Origin of the sequence: Nocardia brasiliensis IFM 10847 (genome assembly GCF_000710915.1) — a bacterium.
Taxonomy (GTDB): Bacteria; Actinomycetota; Actinomycetes; order Mycobacteriales; family Mycobacteriaceae; genus Nocardia; species Nocardia brasiliensis_A.
On record NZ_BAUA01000048.1, the window covers coordinates 1 to 14,491 of the forward strand.

At 67.8% G+C, this 14,491-nt stretch carries 16 protein-coding genes; 5 read left to right on the plus strand and 11 right to left on the minus strand.

From position 1 onward, the window contains the following. On the minus strand, window positions 1–367 hold a 367-nt coding region (locus NBRGI_RS10370), incomplete at its 3' end, for a TetR family transcriptional regulator (protein WP_036558387.1). Beyond that, window positions 357–1,919: a DHA2 family efflux MFS transporter permease subunit gene (locus tag NBRGI_RS10375; RefSeq protein ID WP_029894926.1), complete on the minus strand. Its 1,563-nt coding sequence runs from the start codon at window positions 1,917–1,919 to the stop codon at window positions 357–359. The genes NBRGI_RS10375 and NBRGI_RS10370, both read right to left, overlap by 11 nt. A gap of 122 nt (window positions 1,920–2,041) precedes the next feature. Here NBRGI_RS10375 and NBRGI_RS10380 point away from each other — a divergent pair, with 122 nt between their 5' ends. Beyond that, entirely contained in the window at window positions 2,042–3,331 is a 1,290-nt protein-coding gene (locus tag NBRGI_RS10380) for a D-alanyl-D-alanine carboxypeptidase family protein (RefSeq protein WP_029894928.1), read from the plus strand. A gap of 20 nt (window positions 3,332–3,351) precedes the next feature. Here the strand turns inward: NBRGI_RS10380 and yhjD are convergent, their stop codons facing one another. From yhjD to NBRGI_RS10395, 3 genes are read right to left on the minus strand one after another with little or no spacing between them, the layout of a single operon-like run. Continuing rightward, window positions 3,352–4,374: an inner membrane protein YhjD gene (gene yhjD, locus NBRGI_RS10385; protein ID WP_029894930.1), complete on the minus strand. Its 1,023-nt coding sequence runs from the start codon at window positions 4,372–4,374 to the stop codon at window positions 3,352–3,354. Between the two features lie 39 nt (window positions 4,375–4,413). Further along, a complete protein-coding gene (gene trpS / locus NBRGI_RS10390) occupies window positions 4,414–5,445 on the minus strand; it encodes a tryptophan--tRNA ligase (protein ID WP_029894932.1) in 1,032 nt (343 codons plus the stop codon). Between the two features lie 48 nt (window positions 5,446–5,493). After that, window positions 5,494–6,453 (minus strand): oxygenase MpaB family protein, encoded by a 960-nt coding sequence (locus NBRGI_RS10395; RefSeq protein WP_029894934.1) that lies wholly within the window; start codon window positions 6,451–6,453, stop codon window positions 5,494–5,496. 98 nt (window positions 6,454–6,551) lie between these two features. On the opposite strand from NBRGI_RS10395, the gene NBRGI_RS10400 reads away from it, so the two are divergent. After that, window positions 6,552–7,181 carry a TetR/AcrR family transcriptional regulator gene (locus NBRGI_RS10400; protein WP_081877990.1) on the plus strand — a complete coding sequence of 210 codons (630 nt, stop codon included), beginning with the start codon at window positions 6,552–6,554 and terminating at the stop codon, window positions 7,179–7,181. 10 nt (window positions 7,182–7,191) lie between these two features. On the opposite strand, the gene NBRGI_RS10405 is transcribed toward NBRGI_RS10400, so the two are convergent. From NBRGI_RS10405 to NBRGI_RS10415, 3 genes are read right to left on the minus strand one after another with little or no spacing between them, the layout of a single operon-like run. Continuing rightward, window positions 7,192–7,689, minus strand: coding sequence for a barstar family protein (locus NBRGI_RS10405; RefSeq protein WP_029894938.1), 498 nt, complete (start codon window positions 7,687–7,689; stop codon window positions 7,192–7,194). Next, on the minus strand, window positions 7,689–8,174 hold the full coding sequence (locus NBRGI_RS10410; protein ID WP_029894940.1) for a ribonuclease domain-containing protein: 486 nt from the start codon (window positions 8,172–8,174) through the stop codon (window positions 7,689–7,691). The genes NBRGI_RS10405 and NBRGI_RS10410 overlap by 1 nt, the downstream gene beginning before the upstream one ends. Continuing rightward, window positions 8,171–8,890 carry an exodeoxyribonuclease III gene (locus NBRGI_RS10415; RefSeq protein WP_228836015.1) on the minus strand — a complete coding sequence of 240 codons (720 nt, stop codon included), beginning with the start codon at window positions 8,888–8,890 and terminating at the stop codon, window positions 8,171–8,173. The genes NBRGI_RS10410 and NBRGI_RS10415 overlap by 4 nt, the downstream gene beginning before the upstream one ends. Window positions 8,891–9,012: 122 nt before the next feature. Here NBRGI_RS10415 and NBRGI_RS10420 point away from each other — a divergent pair, with 122 nt between their 5' ends. From NBRGI_RS10420 to NBRGI_RS10430, 3 genes are all read left to right on the plus strand, one after another. Beyond that, window positions 9,013–9,924, plus strand: coding sequence for an alpha/beta fold hydrolase (locus NBRGI_RS10420; RefSeq protein ID WP_029894944.1), 912 nt, complete (start codon window positions 9,013–9,015; stop codon window positions 9,922–9,924). A gap of 86 nt (window positions 9,925–10,010) precedes the next feature. Further along, window positions 10,011–10,646, plus strand: coding sequence for a hypothetical protein (locus tag NBRGI_RS10425; protein ID WP_029894946.1), 636 nt, complete (start codon window positions 10,011–10,013; stop codon window positions 10,644–10,646). A gap of 137 nt (window positions 10,647–10,783) precedes the next feature. Continuing rightward, on the plus strand, window positions 10,784–11,308 hold the full coding sequence (locus NBRGI_RS10430) for a hypothetical protein (protein WP_029894948.1): 525 nt from the start codon (window positions 10,784–10,786) through the stop codon (window positions 11,306–11,308). Window positions 11,309–11,325: 17 nt separating this feature from the next. Here NBRGI_RS10430 and NBRGI_RS10435 read toward each other — a convergent pair whose 3' ends face one another. The 3 genes from NBRGI_RS10435 to NBRGI_RS10445 form a co-directional block, all read right to left on the minus strand. Then, window positions 11,326–12,177: an alpha/beta fold hydrolase gene (locus tag NBRGI_RS10435; protein WP_029894950.1), complete on the minus strand. Its 852-nt coding sequence runs from the start codon at window positions 12,175–12,177 to the stop codon at window positions 11,326–11,328. Between the two features lie 117 nt (window positions 12,178–12,294). Next, window positions 12,295–13,554 (minus strand): acyl-CoA dehydrogenase family protein, encoded by a 1,260-nt coding sequence (locus tag NBRGI_RS10440; RefSeq protein WP_029894952.1) that lies wholly within the window; start codon window positions 13,552–13,554, stop codon window positions 12,295–12,297. Between the two features lie 27 nt (window positions 13,555–13,581). Next, entirely contained in the window at window positions 13,582–14,460 is an 879-nt protein-coding gene (locus NBRGI_RS10445) for an SDR family oxidoreductase (protein ID WP_029894954.1), read from the minus strand. Window positions 14,461–14,491: the final 31 nt, after the last annotated feature.

Sequence of the window (14,491 nt, forward strand, 5' to 3'; positions counted from 1 at the left end):
ACACCAGCGCTTGGCGCTCCTGCTCGAAGGCCAGCTCCGAAGCGGGCAGCGTGCCGAACACCTCGGCGATGGCGTCGCGGAAAGCCTGCAGCGGCGGCACCTCCGGCGGCTGCGCCTGGAAGACCGCCATCAGCACCGGGTCGAGGTCGTCGGCGAGCACCAGCTGTTCCTTGGACGGGAAATAGCGGAAGAAGGTGCTCGGCGAGACCTCGGCCGCCGCCGCGATCTGCTCGACGGTCGTCTCGCCGTAGCCCTGCTCGCGGAACAGCCGGAACGCTTCGAGTCGAATCGTCCGGCGGGTCCGCTCCTTCTTCCGCTCCCGTAGACCGCGCACCGCGGGCTCTTCTCCGGACTGATCAACCGACATGGTTCGATTCTGACGCATCCGCCCCGACGATCACCTCCGGTGCGGCCGTCGGTTGTTGCCGATCCGGCACCGCGGCCGGTGCCGCCGGGCGCGGCGCGCGGATGAACACGGTGGCGAGCACCGCGGCCACCGCGCACAGGGCCGCGCAGACCCAGAGCATCGCGGCCATGCCGCCGACGAACGCGGTCTGCACCTGGTGCAGCAGCACGAGGTCGCCGGTCCGGTGCGCCACCGCGGCGCCGGCGTTCACCCCGTCCGAGATCGGGTCACGGTTCACCTCGCCCAGTTCCGAACGGTATCGGGTGGCCAGCACGGTGCCGAGGACCGCGACGCCGATGGTGCCGCCCGCCTGGCGCAGCGCCTGGATCAGCGCGGACCCGGACCCGGAGCGCTCGGCGGATAGCTCGCCCATCGCCAATCCCATGGCGGTCGGCATGGCCAGGCCCATGCCGGCGCCGAGCAGCGCCAGCCACAGCGCGGTGAAACCGTAGCCGCTGTGCACGGTGGTCAGCCCGCCGAGTGCGAGCGCGGCGGCGAGCAGGCCGAAGCCCACGCCGAGCACCGTGCGGGTGCCGAGTTTCGGCAGCGCCCGGTCGACCACCCGGCTGCCGACGAGCAGCCCGCCGATCAGCGGCAGCAGGCGCAGCCCACTGCCGAGCGCGTCGACGCCGAGCACCGCCTGGAAGTACTGCGGCACCGTGAAGAACATGCCGAACATCGCGAAGTTGACGACGATGGAAAGTGCGGTGCCCCAGCGGAATCCGGCGATATCGAACAGGCCGAGATCGATCAGCGGGTGCGCGGTTCTGCGCTGCCACAGCACGAACGCGCCGAGTAGCAGCACACCGGCACCGACGATGACCCACGCCGCCCCGTTGCCCCAGCCGAACTCACCGATCCGGATGAAACCGTAGGTGAGGCCGAGCATGCCCGCGGCCGACAGCACGACACCGGGCAGGTCCAGCCGGTAGCGCTGCGCGCTACGGGATTCCGGCACCAGGGCGAGCACCGCGAGCACGCCGATGATCACCATCGGCACGTTGATCAGGAACACCGAGCCCCACCAGAAGTTCCGCAGCAGCCAGCCGCCCACGATCGGCCCGAGCGGCAGCCCGAGCGCGGTCGAGGTCACCCAGACGGTGAGCGCACGCTGTCGTTCACCGGGTTCGGGAAACAGCGAGGGCAGCACCGCCATGGACAGCGGGATCATCGCCGCGGCGGCCACGCCGAGCACCACCCGGGCGGCGATCAGCGCGCCCGCCGAGGTCGCGAACGCGCACGCGAGCGAGGCCGCGCCGAACACGAGCAGGGCGGCGAGCAGGAACTTCTTGCGCCCGTACCGATCGCCGAGCGCGCCCGCGGGCAGCATCACCGCGGCCAGCGCGAGCGTGTACGCACTGCTGAACCATTGCAGCGCAGCGGTATTCGCGTGCAGGTCGACGGCGAGCGTGGGCAACGCCACGGTCAAGACCGTCACGTCGAGTCCGATGGTCAGCATCGCGACCGCCAGCGCACCGAGCGCCAGCCAGCGGCGAGTCGAATCAGTTCGCACAACTCCTCCAGAAATGAGAGAAACTACTTTTTGATAGTAGCTCTCATTTAGTAGAGACTGTCAATACCTTGCTCAGACGCGTGCGCGGCCGTCGTCGGCACCGACCGTTACGCTCGCAAACGATGAAGATCCGGGAGTCGCGCCGCCGCGCCACACTTCGCCTCGGTTCCGCGCTGGCCGCACTGGCCGTCACCGCGGGCTTGGCCGCCGTACCGTCGCTCGCCGCGCCGACGAGCACGACGACGACACCGTTCACCACGCCCAATACCGACGGGTGCCCGCAGAAGACGAGCCCGCCCCCGCCGATCGACCAGTCCGAGGTGCCGCGGCCCGGGCAGTCGGCGCCGACCGCGCTGCCCGTCCCCGTCCCCCCGGTCGGCGGCAGCAGGCTCGGCGAATGCGGGCTGGTGCTGCCCAAGGGCGCACCCGCAGTGCCACAGGATATTTCGGCCACCTCGTGGCAGGTGTCGGACCTGGACACCGGCGACGTCCTGGTCGCGAAGGACCCGCACGGCCGGTATCGGCCGGCCAGCACCATCAAGGTGCTGCTCGCCACCATCGCGCTGCGCACTCTCGACCTGAACAAGGTGGTGACCGGCACCGAGGACGACGCGAACGCCGACGGCACCCGCGTCGGCATCGGCCCCGGCGGCCGCTACACCAATCGGCAGCTCATGCAGGCCCTGATCATGGCGTCCGGCAACGACGCGGCCCATGCCATCGCCACCCAGCTGGGCGGCGAGGAGGCCACCGTCGCCAAGATGAACGAGCTCGCGAAGTCGTTGCACGCCTTGGATACTCGCGCGGCCAGCCCGTCCGGGCTGGACGGGCCCGGCATGAGCACCTCCGCCTACGACCTGTCCGTGCTGTTCCGCGAGGCCATGACGATCCCGCTGTTCGCCGAACTCATCCACACCGAACAGGTCGATTTCCCCGGCTATCCCGCGAACCCGAAGATCCCCGACGACAAGGACCATCCCGGCTTCCCGATCGGCAACGACAATCACCTGCTCTACGACTACGAGGGCGCACTGGGCGGCAAAACCGGTTTCACCGACGACGCCAGGCAGACCTTCGTCGCCGCCGCCGAGCGCGACGGCCGCCGGCTCGTCGTCACCCTGCTCAAAGCCGATGTCCGGCCGCTACGCCCCACCGATCAAGCCGCCCGCCTGCTCGACTACGGCTTCGCCCTGCCCCGCGGCACCAGCATCGGCAAACTGCCCAGCGCCACCCCCGACCCGTCGAAAACCGGTGCCGCACTGGCCTCCCCACCGCCCCGCGACTCGATTCCCCAGGCCGACTCCGCTCCCGGCAACTCCCGCGGGCCCGACCGCACCGTCTGGATAGTGGGCGGCACCATCCTGGTCCTCGCCCTCCTCCTTGGCGCCCGCCGGCTGAATCGCCGCAGATAGAACGGCTCTACCCGGCCGAGTCAGGGACGGCGGCGCAGGCCGGAAAGAGCCAGGGCCGCAAGGGCTCCCGCACCGAAGAAGGTCGCGCCCGCGCCGACGGACAGTTCGCGGGCGCAGACCCGGGGTGCGATGACGGCGGCGGGCGGCGGCGGGATATCGGCTTCGCGGTCGTTGTCGGAGGCGGTGGCGGCCCACGCGGTGGCGAACAGGACGATGCGGTAGGTGATGTAGCTGAAGACCATCAGGCCGATGATGGAGCCGAACGCCGCACCGGCCGGACTGGACAGCACGGTGCGCAGGTAGATCGAGGCGACGAACTTGAAGACCTCGAAGACCAGGGCGGCCAGCGCCGCGGCCTTCGCGGCGCTCTTCAATGTGACCGGCTCGCGCGGCAGCCGCGCGATGATCCAGGCGAACACCGCCCAGGAGGCGAGGAAGCCGAGGAAGATCGAGACCAGCGCCAACAGCAGCCGCGCGCCCGGCAGATGCGAAAGACCGAGGCTGATCAGCAGCCGAGCCCCGAGGGTACTGGACGCGAGCGCGGAAAGACCAAGGGAGACAACGAAAGCCAGGCCGAGCCCGAGCAGCGCACCGAGATCGGACAGCTTCGCCAGGAACCAGTTCTGCTCCTCGCTCTTCTGCTCCCACTGCTCGGTGAGCGCCGCGCGCAGGTTCGCCATCCAGCCGAGGCCGGTGTAGAGCCCGGCCAGCAGACCGATGACGCCGACCGTGCCGCGGGAGTCGACGGCCTTGTCGACCAGCTCGTTCAGCTGGGTGCCGAGCTCGCCGGGGATGTTGTCGACGATCTTGGCCTGCAGCTCGCCGAGCAGATCAGGATTGCTCGTCAGCACGAAGCCCGCGATCGCGAAGGCGACCATCAGCAACGGAAACAGCGACAGCACGGTGAAATACGTGATACCCGCGGCGTAGTAGTCACCGCGCTGCCGTTGGTACCGTCCGCCCGCTCGCACCAAATGGTCGAGCCACGGCCGCTTCTGGATCCGTCGTTCGATCCCGGCCTGGATGTTGTCGATCACCTGCACCAGTTCGCCCCTTCAGGAGTGATCTCGCAGGTGCCGCCGCTAGCGGGTCAGCAGACCCACTCGGTCGTATACCTGTGCGAGGGTGTTGCCGGCGATCTCTCGCGCACGCTCGGCACCGGCGGCGAGGATGCGGTCGAGTTCGCCCTGATCCGACAAATACTCTTGCACCTTCGCCTGCAATGGCGTGACAAATTCGACCAGCGCGTCGGCCACATCTGCTTTCAGGTCGCCGTAGCCCTTGCCCGCGTAATCCTTTTCGAGCGTCACGATCGGCGTGCCGGTCACCGAACTGAGGATCACCAGCAGGTTGCTGACGCCCGGCTTGTGCTCGACGTCGTAGCGGATCTCGCGCTCGGTGTCGGTGACCGCGGAACGCACCTTCTTGGCGGTGATCTTCGGGTCGTCGAGCAGGTTGATCAGCCCGGCGTCGGAGGACGCCGACTTGCTCATCTTCGCCGTCGGATCCTGCAGGTCGTAGATCTTGGCCGTGCCCTTCACGATATGCGCCTCGGGCACCACGAAGGTCTTCTTGAACCGGGTGTTGAAGCGCTGCGCCAGGTTTCGGGTCAATTCGAGATGCTGGCGCTGATCCTCGCCGACCGGCACCTGATGCGGACGGTAGAGCAGGATGTCCGACGCCATCAGCACCGGATAGGTGAACAGCCCGACGGAGGCGTTGTCCGAGCCCTGTTTGGCCGACTTGTCCTTGAACTGAGTCATCCGGCTCGCCTCGCCGAACCCGGTGATACAGCTGAGCACCCAGGCCAGTTCCGCGTGCTCGGGCACCTGGCTCTGCACGAACAACGTCGACTTCTTCGGGTCGATGCCGATGGCGAGCAGCTGTGCGGCGGCACCCCTGGTCTGCGCCCGCAGCGCCTTCGGGTCCTGCGGCACGGTGATCGCGTGCAGGTTCGGGATGAAGTACAGCGAATCGTAATCGTCCTGCATGGTCACCCAGTACTGCAGCGCCCCAAGGTAGTTGCCGAGATGGAACGAGGAACTGGTGGGCTGGATCCCGGAAAGGACCCGCTGCTTGCGTTCAGCGGCCGGGGTTTCTGCAGGAGCGGACATACTCCGATCTTTCCATGCCCTGCCCGTCCGTCGCCCGACCACCTCCCCTCAACGAGTCGCTGCGCGACGCCCCTGTCCGATCGAATTTCGCTGCGCCCAGTTGCGCGGATCAATGCCCGGCATGCTCGGCCGCCCGGTGCGCAACAGGCGGCGTTCACGTTGGGAAACCAGCTTGTAGACCGGCGCGCTCGGTCCGGCCAGCGTGCCGCGCAGCACAGGCGGCGCCAGCGGCAACGCGACGTGCGCGGTCCGCACGGCCTGCGCGAGCGCCCGGTACGCGCCCTGCTCGGCGATCCCCCACCGCATGCCGTACATCTCGCGGATCCGCGGCGGCAGACTGCCCTGCACCAGCAGGAAGAAGGCGGAGGTGACCTGCTGCAACGGCATCCGCTGCGGATACGGCACGCGCTGTCCGGCCAGGTACGAGCCGACCAGCCGCGCCTCGTCGGTGAGGAACAGTTCGTCCGAGGCGAGGTAGGCGTCGAACGACGCGCGGAACTCCCGGTAGGTGGCGGGCGCGGCCGCGGGCGGCATGCCGAACAGCTCGGCCCAGCGGACATAGTCCTGGTAGAGGCCCTCGCGTTCGCCGTCGGTCAGGTTGCGGACCAGCAGGTCGTACATCACCTCGGCGGAGTCGAAGGTGAAGGCCATCGTCAGATACATCAGGTGCGGATCGTCGGCCGAATATCCGGTGCCCGCCGGATGATGGGCTCCGGCGTCCTCGGGCAGCACGCCGCGCACCGTGGCGTGCTTCTTCTTGGTGAATTCCAACGCGCGGTCCGCCTCCGCCTTGCTGCCGAGAAACACCGCCTCGAACAGGTGACCGGTGAGCGCGAGCCTGGTGTAGGGCGTCATCCGATGTTCGGTGTTCTCGGCGGTGCCGACGTAGAGCAGTGGCTGCACCGCGCCGACGACCAGGGCGCGCTGGCCATAGGTCAGGCCGACCGCCCGCTTGCGCATCACCCGCCGGGCCATCGAGTGATCGCTGAAATAGCCAGGTTCGGACATCACTGCCTCCTCATCGAGACCATCTGGCAATAGCATCCGCCAGATTCGCAATTCTGGCAAGAGGCTATGCCAGAATGGGCCGTGCCAGAATCGGAGTCGTGACTCGTAGCTATGGCGGGGTCTCCGCGACGGAGCGCAAGGCACAGCGGCGCACGGCACTGCTCGATGCCGCACTGGAGATCATCGGCACCCAGGGGCTGGCCAAACTGACCGTCTCGGGGCTCTGCGCTCGAGCCGGGCTCAACGAGCGGTACTACTACGAGAGTTTCGACAGCCGCGACGCCGTGCTGACGGCGCTGATCGACGCCATCGCCGAGGAACTGGCGAGCGTGATCGTCGCGGCGGTGGGCGCCGCGCCGAAGGATTCCCGGGGCACCGCGCACGCCGCGATCGCCGCGGGCATCCATTTGCTCACCGACGATCCGCGCAAAGCCAAGGTCGCACTGGTCGCGGGCATGGCGACGCCGGAACTGCGGGCGCGCACCACCGAAACGGTGCGGTTGTTCGCCGGGATGGTCGCGGCCGAAGGCATCGACTTCTACGGCATCGACGATCCGGCCGCGGATCCCGCGATCGCGTTCCGGGCGAACTACCTGGTCGGCGGGTTGGTGCAGACGCTGACCGCCTGGCTACAGGGCGAGCTGCCGATCAGCCGCGACGAACTGATCGAGCACACCACCGACGTGTTCGTCCTGCTCGGCGAGGACCTGGCGCACCGCCTGGGCTGACTCGGCGGAGTCAGAGCTGCACCGAAACGTCCTGCAACCCGGTCGATTCACCCTGCAACACCACCCGGAACAGAATGCCCTTGTCCGACCAGTATTCGGCGGCATCGCGAATCGCCGAACCGAACCAGGCCCGCTCGTCCGGTTCGTCGGCCAGCAACTGCGCCGAATCCCGGATCACCACCACGTATCCGGTCGCGTCGCCGACGAAATCGTCCAGATCACGCAGGCATTCGTCGAACGCGTCCTTGTTCTCGCCGAAGTAGTACGGGAACTGCAGCGCGGCGGCGATCTCGTCGAAAACCCGTGCGACCGAACGCATCTTCGGTCCGCGCAGCTCACGCACCGCGAAACCCGAAGGCGCACGGTAGCGCACACTGCTCAGCTCGGCCGCATCGACGGCCGTGGCGCCCAGCGCCGCCCGCGGCGGCAACGGAGCGATCGACTGTACGCCCGCGTCGGCGGCGACGGGACGAGCAAGGAACTGCGACAACGTGACTGACTCGGTCATCAACGCATCCTCGTGAAGGTTTTGTAATGGTCCCCGGTGTACCAGGCCGCACCGTCACTTCCGGTGACGATGCGTTCGGCGTCCCGATTCCGGTTGCGCTGCTTGGGATTGACGTCCCACTCCCGATAAGTGATCGGTTTGCCGGACGCGTCGGTGGCGGGCAGATCGCCGCCGCGATTCATCCAGCGGTCACCACCCTTGGTGCCGGGCGCGTTTGCCGAATCCGGCCAGCGGCCCGCGTCGATCTCGCGCAGGGTGGCGTACGCGCGATCTGGTACGCCGGGTGCGCGACTGGCTGAAGGGGTCGCTTCCGGTGTCCGCTGAGCGTTCCCGGCCGGTGCGCCGGCGCTCGGCGTGGCACGGGTGGTGGTCCCCGCGGCCCGGTCGTCACCGCCGCGGGTTGCCAGCACCGCGGCCACGATCAGCACCAGCGCCACCGCGCCGAGCGCGACGGCGGCGCGAATCGCCTTCGGCGACAGGTTCATCGGTACTGCACCGTGACCGGTGCGTGGTCGGACCAGCGCTGGTCGTAGGCGGCGGCCCGCTCCACCACGGCCTGCTTGGCGCGGGTCGCGAGTTCGCCGCGCGCCAGCTGGTAGTCGATGCGCCAGCCGGTGTCGTTGTCGAAGGCGCGGCCGCGATAGGACCACCAGCTGTACGGGCCTTCGACGCCGGGATGCAGTGCGCGCACCACATCGACGTATCCCGCGGCGAGCAAGCCGTCGATCCAGGCGCGCTCGTCCGGCAGGAAGCCCGCCGACTTCAGGTTGCCCTTCCAGTTCTTCAGGTCCAGTTCGGTGTGCGCGATGTTCCAGTCACCGCTCACCACGAACTCGCCGGTGCGCGTGGTCAGGTAGGCGCCGAGTTCGGCCAGGTACCGGTACTTTTCGTCCTGGCGCGGGGTACCGGCCTCGCCGGAGTGCACGTACACACTCGCCACGGTGACATCGCCGAAGTCCGCCTCGAGGTAGCGGCCCGAGGCGTCGAACTCGCTGCTGCCGAAGCCGATTCGGACCGCGTGCGGCTCCCGGCGGGACAGGATCGCGACTCCGGCGCGGCCCTTGGATTCCGGTTCGGCATTGGCCAGCCACCACCCCTCGGCCAACGCCGGCGCCAACGCCGCTCTGGTCTGCTCGTCGGTCGCCCGGACCTCCTGGACGCAGACGATGTCGGCCTCGGTGGCGGCGAGCCAGGCCAGCATGCCCTTGCCCGCGGCAGCGCGGACGCCGTTTACGTTCACACTCGAAATGATGTAGGCCACCGAACGACCGTACAATGCTGGTCAGATGAATTCCTTCGGACACCGCCGTCCAGGAAAGGGTGATGACGATGCCGTCTGACACCTCCAAGCCCACCACCGCCGCGAAGCGCCCCGCGCGCCCGCCGGCCGCCGCCAAGCAGGCTCCGGCAATGCCCAAGGCCGTCAAGGCTTTACATCTGGGCTCCGGCGACCCGCTGCTCCTGCTGCACGGCTTCATGATGTCGCCGCACTGCTGGGAGCAGACGGCGACGCGGCTGTCGAGCCAGTGCGAGGTGTACGCGCCCGCCTTCGCGGGCCACTGGGGCGGCGAGGACGCGGACGGGTGGTCGGTCAACGTGCACACCCTCGCGGACCGCATCGAGGATCAGCTCGACGACCTCGGCTGGCGCACCTGTCACATCGCGGGCAACTCGCTCGGCGGGTGGGTCGGAGTCGAACTCGCCCGGCGCGGGCGGGCCCGCACCCTCACCCTCGTCGCGCCGGCGGGCGGCTGGCACGCGCCCTCGATCACGCAGCTCCGGATCAGCCTGAAGTTCCTGTCGCTGGTCCCGATCGTCGAAATCGGCAAGCGGCTGGGCGGTTTCGCGATCAACAATCCGATCGCGCAACGCTTGGCATTGCTCCCGCTGAGCAAGAACGCCTCGGCGGTGTCGCGGGCCGACGCCGCGGCGTGCATCATGGCGGCGCTGCACTGCCCGACGATGATCCCGTTCGTCATCGCCGGTCTGCGCGGGCCGGGACAGGAAGACCTGTCCACCCTCACCACGCCGGTCCGGCTGCTGCTCGCCGAATACGACCGGGTGATCCCCAATCGCGTATACGCCCGCCGGTACTTGAAAGAACTGCCCGACTCCGCCGATCGCATCGTCGTACACGGGGTCGGCCACGTCCCGATGCTCGAAGCCCCCGACCGCATCGCCACCCTAATCGCCGAGCACGTCTACGCCAGCCGCAACCGCCTCCGCGCAGTCTGAACGACCGGATATCCACAGGTAGAGAAGTTGTCCCCAGATCGAAGAAAGATCTCGATCGCGCTCGCACCGAGACCTAGTCTCGTGCCATGGGGAGCCAGCACACCGACCGAACCTTCCATCAACTGCGTGGCGACGTCTACGGATTGTACGAAGTGGCCCAGGACATCAAAGATGACGTGATCAAGTGCGACCGCGTCATTCGAGACGTCCACCTACGCCTAGGACGGCTGGGGCGAACCTCCGGACGTCAATTCGGTCTCCTGCTCACCGCCCAGCACGAACACGGGCACCGCCTGGACCGCGTGGAGTCCCGCCTCCGCGATGTCACTACCGACCTCGACAGACTCGCACCACTACCAGCGCAAGTCGCCACGCTCACAACCCAAGTCAACGGACTCACAACCCAAGTCAACGAACTCACCGGCCGGTTCGACCAACTCACCAGCCGGGTCGACCAACTCACCAGCCGGGTCGACCAACTCACCAGCCAGGTGGACCAACTCACCAGCCAGGTGGACCAACTCGCCAGTCAGGTCGGTGAACTCGCCGCTCTACCTGCACGATTCGTCACCCTCGAGACTCAGATGGGCAACCTGCAAATGCAGGTGAACCAACTCGAGGGGACCATTCATCAGAACTCCCGGACCCTCGACACCGTCGTCGAACTCCTGCGCAAACAGCAGCCCGCACGACGCAGAGACGAACTCGAACCGCCTTTCTGAACCCGGCGACCCGTTCCATTCGGACGAGCACGATTTGCGGTGCCGCGGCCCGGCCCGATGCACCGCAGGTCAGAACAGTTTTCCCAGGTCGGCAATGTGGTCGACGCGCCCTCTAGCGACGGCTAGCGTTGCGCGCCATGGGAATCGCCGAGCTCCAGCACGCTGTCCGCCGGCTCCGGAATGACATCACGAGCCTGCACGATCTGGCCCGAGCTTCCACCGGGCAAGCCGAAGCAATAGGTCGCACGATCCGCCGGATCGAGCTGCAGCTAATTCGCCTGGAGCAGCGCGCTGACCGGCAATTGAGAGCGCCCCACCGGCAGCCGACTGCACACCTTCGACCTGAGCAGGAATCCGTTCTCGCCCAGATCGACCGGCTGAAAACCAGCTCGGCCCGGCTGGCAACGCGAATCGACCAGATGTCGACACGGACGACCAACGTTGTCTCGCAAAGCCATACCCTGCGGATCAGAGCCGGTGTTTCCAGGCGGCGCAAAGCCTTGTTCGAGCCGGAGCTGGGCATGCTGCAGACACAGACGCGCCGTCTCAATCGGCAGACGAGACGCCTACGCAGTGACCGACTCAGGCTTTCCGCACGGATGGCACAGCTCGAGCACCGTTTCGGTGCGGCCGTGACGAATGCACCTGCGTCACGGCTCTGAGGCCGTGCTCGACCGGGTCAGGAGGCAGCGGTTGATCGCGGAGTGACGGGGAAGTGGAGGAGGAGTTGGGCGATCTGGTCGGGGGCGTCGAGTTGGGGGCAGTGGCCCAGGCCGGGGAGGAGGACGAACTTGCTGTGTGGGAGGAGGGCGTGTAGTGCGCGGGCGGCGGCGAGCGGGATGATGCGGTCTTCGGTGCCGTGGGCGATGAGGACGGGGCAGGTGAGGGCGAGAGCGCCGTGGCCTGCGGGATGTTCGCGGGCGTAGCGGACGGCGTCACGACCTCGGGCGGCGACGGCGGCCATGTCGGGGATCGAACGGACTGCGCTGCTGAGGAATTCGGGGGTGGCGGGGAAGCCGGGGCCGTAGACAAAGGTGGCGACGGCACGGTGCACACCCCAGCGCACCACCGAGTCCGGCACCGGCAGTACAGCGAGGAGACCGAACAACAGCCGGTACTCACATAATCGACCGACCCGGGCCAGCCAATGCCGAGCCAGCAGCGGCTCGTCCAACGCGACCACAGCGATGACCTCGTCACCCGGATGCCGGGCGGCGGCATGCAGCGCGGTGGCCGCGCCGAGCGAGTTGCCGACCACGGTCAACGGGCCGTGCTCGGCGATGATCGCATCGACGAACGCATCGAACTGCGGGGTCAACGCGCCGGGCCGACGCCGCTGTGCCAGGCCGAAACCCGGCAGGTCGACGGCGAACGCCGCACGTCCGGCGGCCGCGAGCGCGGTGAGCACCCCACGCCAGGTGTCGGCACTGTCCGCATACCCGTGCAGCAGCAGCATGGGCGGGCCCGCGCCCGCGACGGAAAGCACCCGGGTGCGCACTCCGTCGTAGTGCGCGGTGGTCTCGGTGATCATGGCCGATGTCCTTCACGAGCGGCGTACCCCGAAAGGTGCACAGGGACAACGGCGTTGCAACGGCACAGCACGTTCGGAGCGCACACGCCGTTGTAGTGCGCCCCGAACGACGGGCTGTCAGGCCAGCAGGCCCTTGGCGATGTGGGTCACCTGGATCTCGTTGCTGCCCGCGTAGATCATCAGCGACTTCGCGTCGCGCGCAAGCTGTTCCACGCGGTACTCGGTCATGTACCCGTTACCGCCGAACAATTGGACCGCCTCCATGGCGACCTCGGTGGCCGCCTCGGACGCGTACAACTTCATCGCCGAGGCCTCGGCCAACGTCGGCGGCTTACCCGCCCGGCCCCGTTCCAACGTGTTGAACACCATGTTCTGCACGTTGATGCGCGCGATCTCCATCTTGGCCAGCTTGAGCTGCACCAGCTGGAACCGGCCGATCTCCTGACCCCAGAGCTTGCGGCTCTTGGCGTATTCCAGGCAGAGCCGGTGGCATTCGTTGATGATGCCCAACGCCATGAACGCGACGCCGACCCGTTCCGCGGTGAAGCTGGACCGGGCGCTTTCCCGGCCGTCGCCGCCCTTGTGCTCCTCGGTTTCGCCGAGCAGCCGGTCCCGGCCGAGGCGGACGTTGTCGAAGAACAGCTCGCCGGTGGGCGAGGCGTGCAGGCCCATCTTCTTGAACGGCTTGCCCTGGGTGAGGCCCTCCATGCCCTTGTCCAGCACGAAGGTCAGCACTTTGCGCTCGCGCTTGTCGGCGCCGTCGCCCTCGTCGAGCTTGGCGTAGACGATCATCACGTCGGCGAAGGGGCCGTTGGTGATGAAGGTCTTCTGCCCATTGAGCAGGTAGTCCTCGCCGTCGCGTTTGACGTAGGTCTTCATGCCGCCGAACGCGTCGGACCCGGAATCCGGCTCCGTGATAGCCCACGCCGCAACCTTTTTCATGGTCACGATGTCGGCGAGCCAGCGCTGCTTCTGCGCCAGCGTGCCCCGCGACATGATGGTGGTGGCTCCGAGACCGATGCTGACACCGAGCGCGGTGACCACGCCCATGCAAACACCGGACAGTTCGCCGACGAGCACCGCCATCAGCGATTCCTGCCCGGCGAACGGGCTACCGCCGGCGGACTTCTCCTTCTTCTCCGGCTTCGGTTCCCCCGCCGCGATGGCCGCTTCCTTCGCCTCCTGCTTGGCGAGCAGCTTGGTCACCGCTTCCTCGCCCATCGCGTCGATCCCGAACTCGCTGAACAGCTTCCGGATGATCGGGTACGGCGACAGCTCGCCGCTGTCCAGGGCGTCCAGGTTGGGCCGGATCTCCTTGTCGATGAACGTCCGCACGGCATCGCGGATCAGCAGATCGGTCTCGGACCATTCGAACATCGTTGTTCTCCTAACGTTGCGGCGAGCTCAGGGCAGCCGGGCGGAGATGTCGTCGATCAGCCAGGGCCCATCGGTCTCGATCGTTTTCACATCGTGCCAACCGGCCAGCTCGGAAATGGCGCCACCCTGCACGGCGAAGACCTTGCCGGTGATCGGGCACTTGTCCGAGGCCAGGTAGGCCACCAGCGGCGAGATGTTGGCGGGGCTGAAGGCATCGAAGCCGCCCTCCTCCACCTCGTCGGCCTCGGCGGCCATCATCGCGCCCATGCCCGGCGTGGCGAGGGTGAGCCTGGTGCGCGCGATCGGCGCGATGGCGTTGACCCGCACGCCGTAGCGAGCGAGTTCGTCGGCCGCGACGAGGGTCAGCGCGGCGATCCCCGCCTTGGCCGCGCCGTAGTTGCCCTGGCCGGCGTTGGGCACCGTGGTGCCCGAGGCGGACGCGGTGTTGATCACCGCCGCGTTGGGCTGGTTGCCCGCCTTGCTCTGGTCTTTCCAGTAGGCGGCGGCGTGGTGCAGCACGGCGGCGTGGCCTTTGAGGTGCACCGCGATGACCGCGTCCCATTGCGCTTCGTCCATGCCCGCGATGAACGCGTCACGCAGGATGCCCGCGTTGTTGACCACGATGTCGAGCCCGCCGAGTTCGGCGACGGCCTGGTCGACCACTCGCTTCGCGCCGTCCCAGGTGGCGATGTTGTCGGTATTGGCCACCGCCTTGCCGCCCGCGGCGACGATCTCGTTCGCGACCTCTTGCGCGGGCGTGGTGTCGGTACCCTCGCCCTCGTTGCTGCCGCCGAGGTCGTTGACGACCACGGCCGCGCCCTCCTTGGCGAACAGCAGGGCGTGCTCGCGGCCGATGCCGCGCCCGGCGCCGGTGATGATGGCTACTCGACCTTCGAGTGCACCCATCGAAGTCTCCTTTTCTGAAGTCTGTGCTGAA

Bases quoted from the DNA above. Each gene is read 5' to 3' on its own strand.
- NBRGI_RS10445 (WP_029894954.1), bottom strand. From the start codon at position 14,460: ATGGGTGCACTCGAAGGTCGAGTAGCCATCATCACCGGCGCCGGGCGC.
- NBRGI_RS10380 (WP_029894928.1), top strand. From the start codon at position 2,042: ATGAAGATCCGGGAGTCGCGCCGCCGCGCCACACTTCGCCTCGGTTCC.
- NBRGI_RS10415 (WP_228836015.1), bottom strand. From the start codon at position 8,890: ATGCTGGCCTGGCTCGCCGCCACCGAGGCCGACATCGTCTGCGTCCAG.
- NBRGI_RS10405 (WP_029894938.1), bottom strand. From the start codon at position 7,689: ATGACCGAGTCAGTCACGTTGTCGCAGTTCCTTGCTCGTCCCGTCGCC.
- NBRGI_RS10440 (WP_029894952.1), bottom strand. From the start codon at position 13,554: ATGTTCGAATGGTCCGAGACCGATCTGCTGATCCGCGATGCCGTGCGG.
- trpS (WP_029894932.1), bottom strand. From the start codon at position 5,445: ATGTCCGCTCCTGCAGAAACCCCGGCCGCTGAACGCAAGCAGCGGGTC.
- NBRGI_RS10425 (WP_029894946.1), top strand. From the start codon at position 10,011: ATGGGGAGCCAGCACACCGACCGAACCTTCCATCAACTGCGTGGCGAC.
- NBRGI_RS10410 (WP_029894940.1), bottom strand. From the start codon at position 8,174: ATGAACCTGTCGCCGAAGGCGATTCGCGCCGCCGTCGCGCTCGGCGCG.
- NBRGI_RS10395 (WP_029894934.1), bottom strand. From the start codon at position 6,453: ATGTCCGAACCTGGCTATTTCAGCGATCACTCGATGGCCCGGCGGGTG.
- NBRGI_RS10420 (WP_029894944.1), top strand. From the start codon at position 9,013: ATGACGATGCCGTCTGACACCTCCAAGCCCACCACCGCCGCGAAGCGC.
- NBRGI_RS10435 (WP_029894950.1), bottom strand. From the start codon at position 12,177: ATGATCACCGAGACCACCGCGCACTACGACGGAGTGCGCACCCGGGTG.
- NBRGI_RS10430 (WP_029894948.1), top strand. From the start codon at position 10,784: ATGGGAATCGCCGAGCTCCAGCACGCTGTCCGCCGGCTCCGGAATGAC.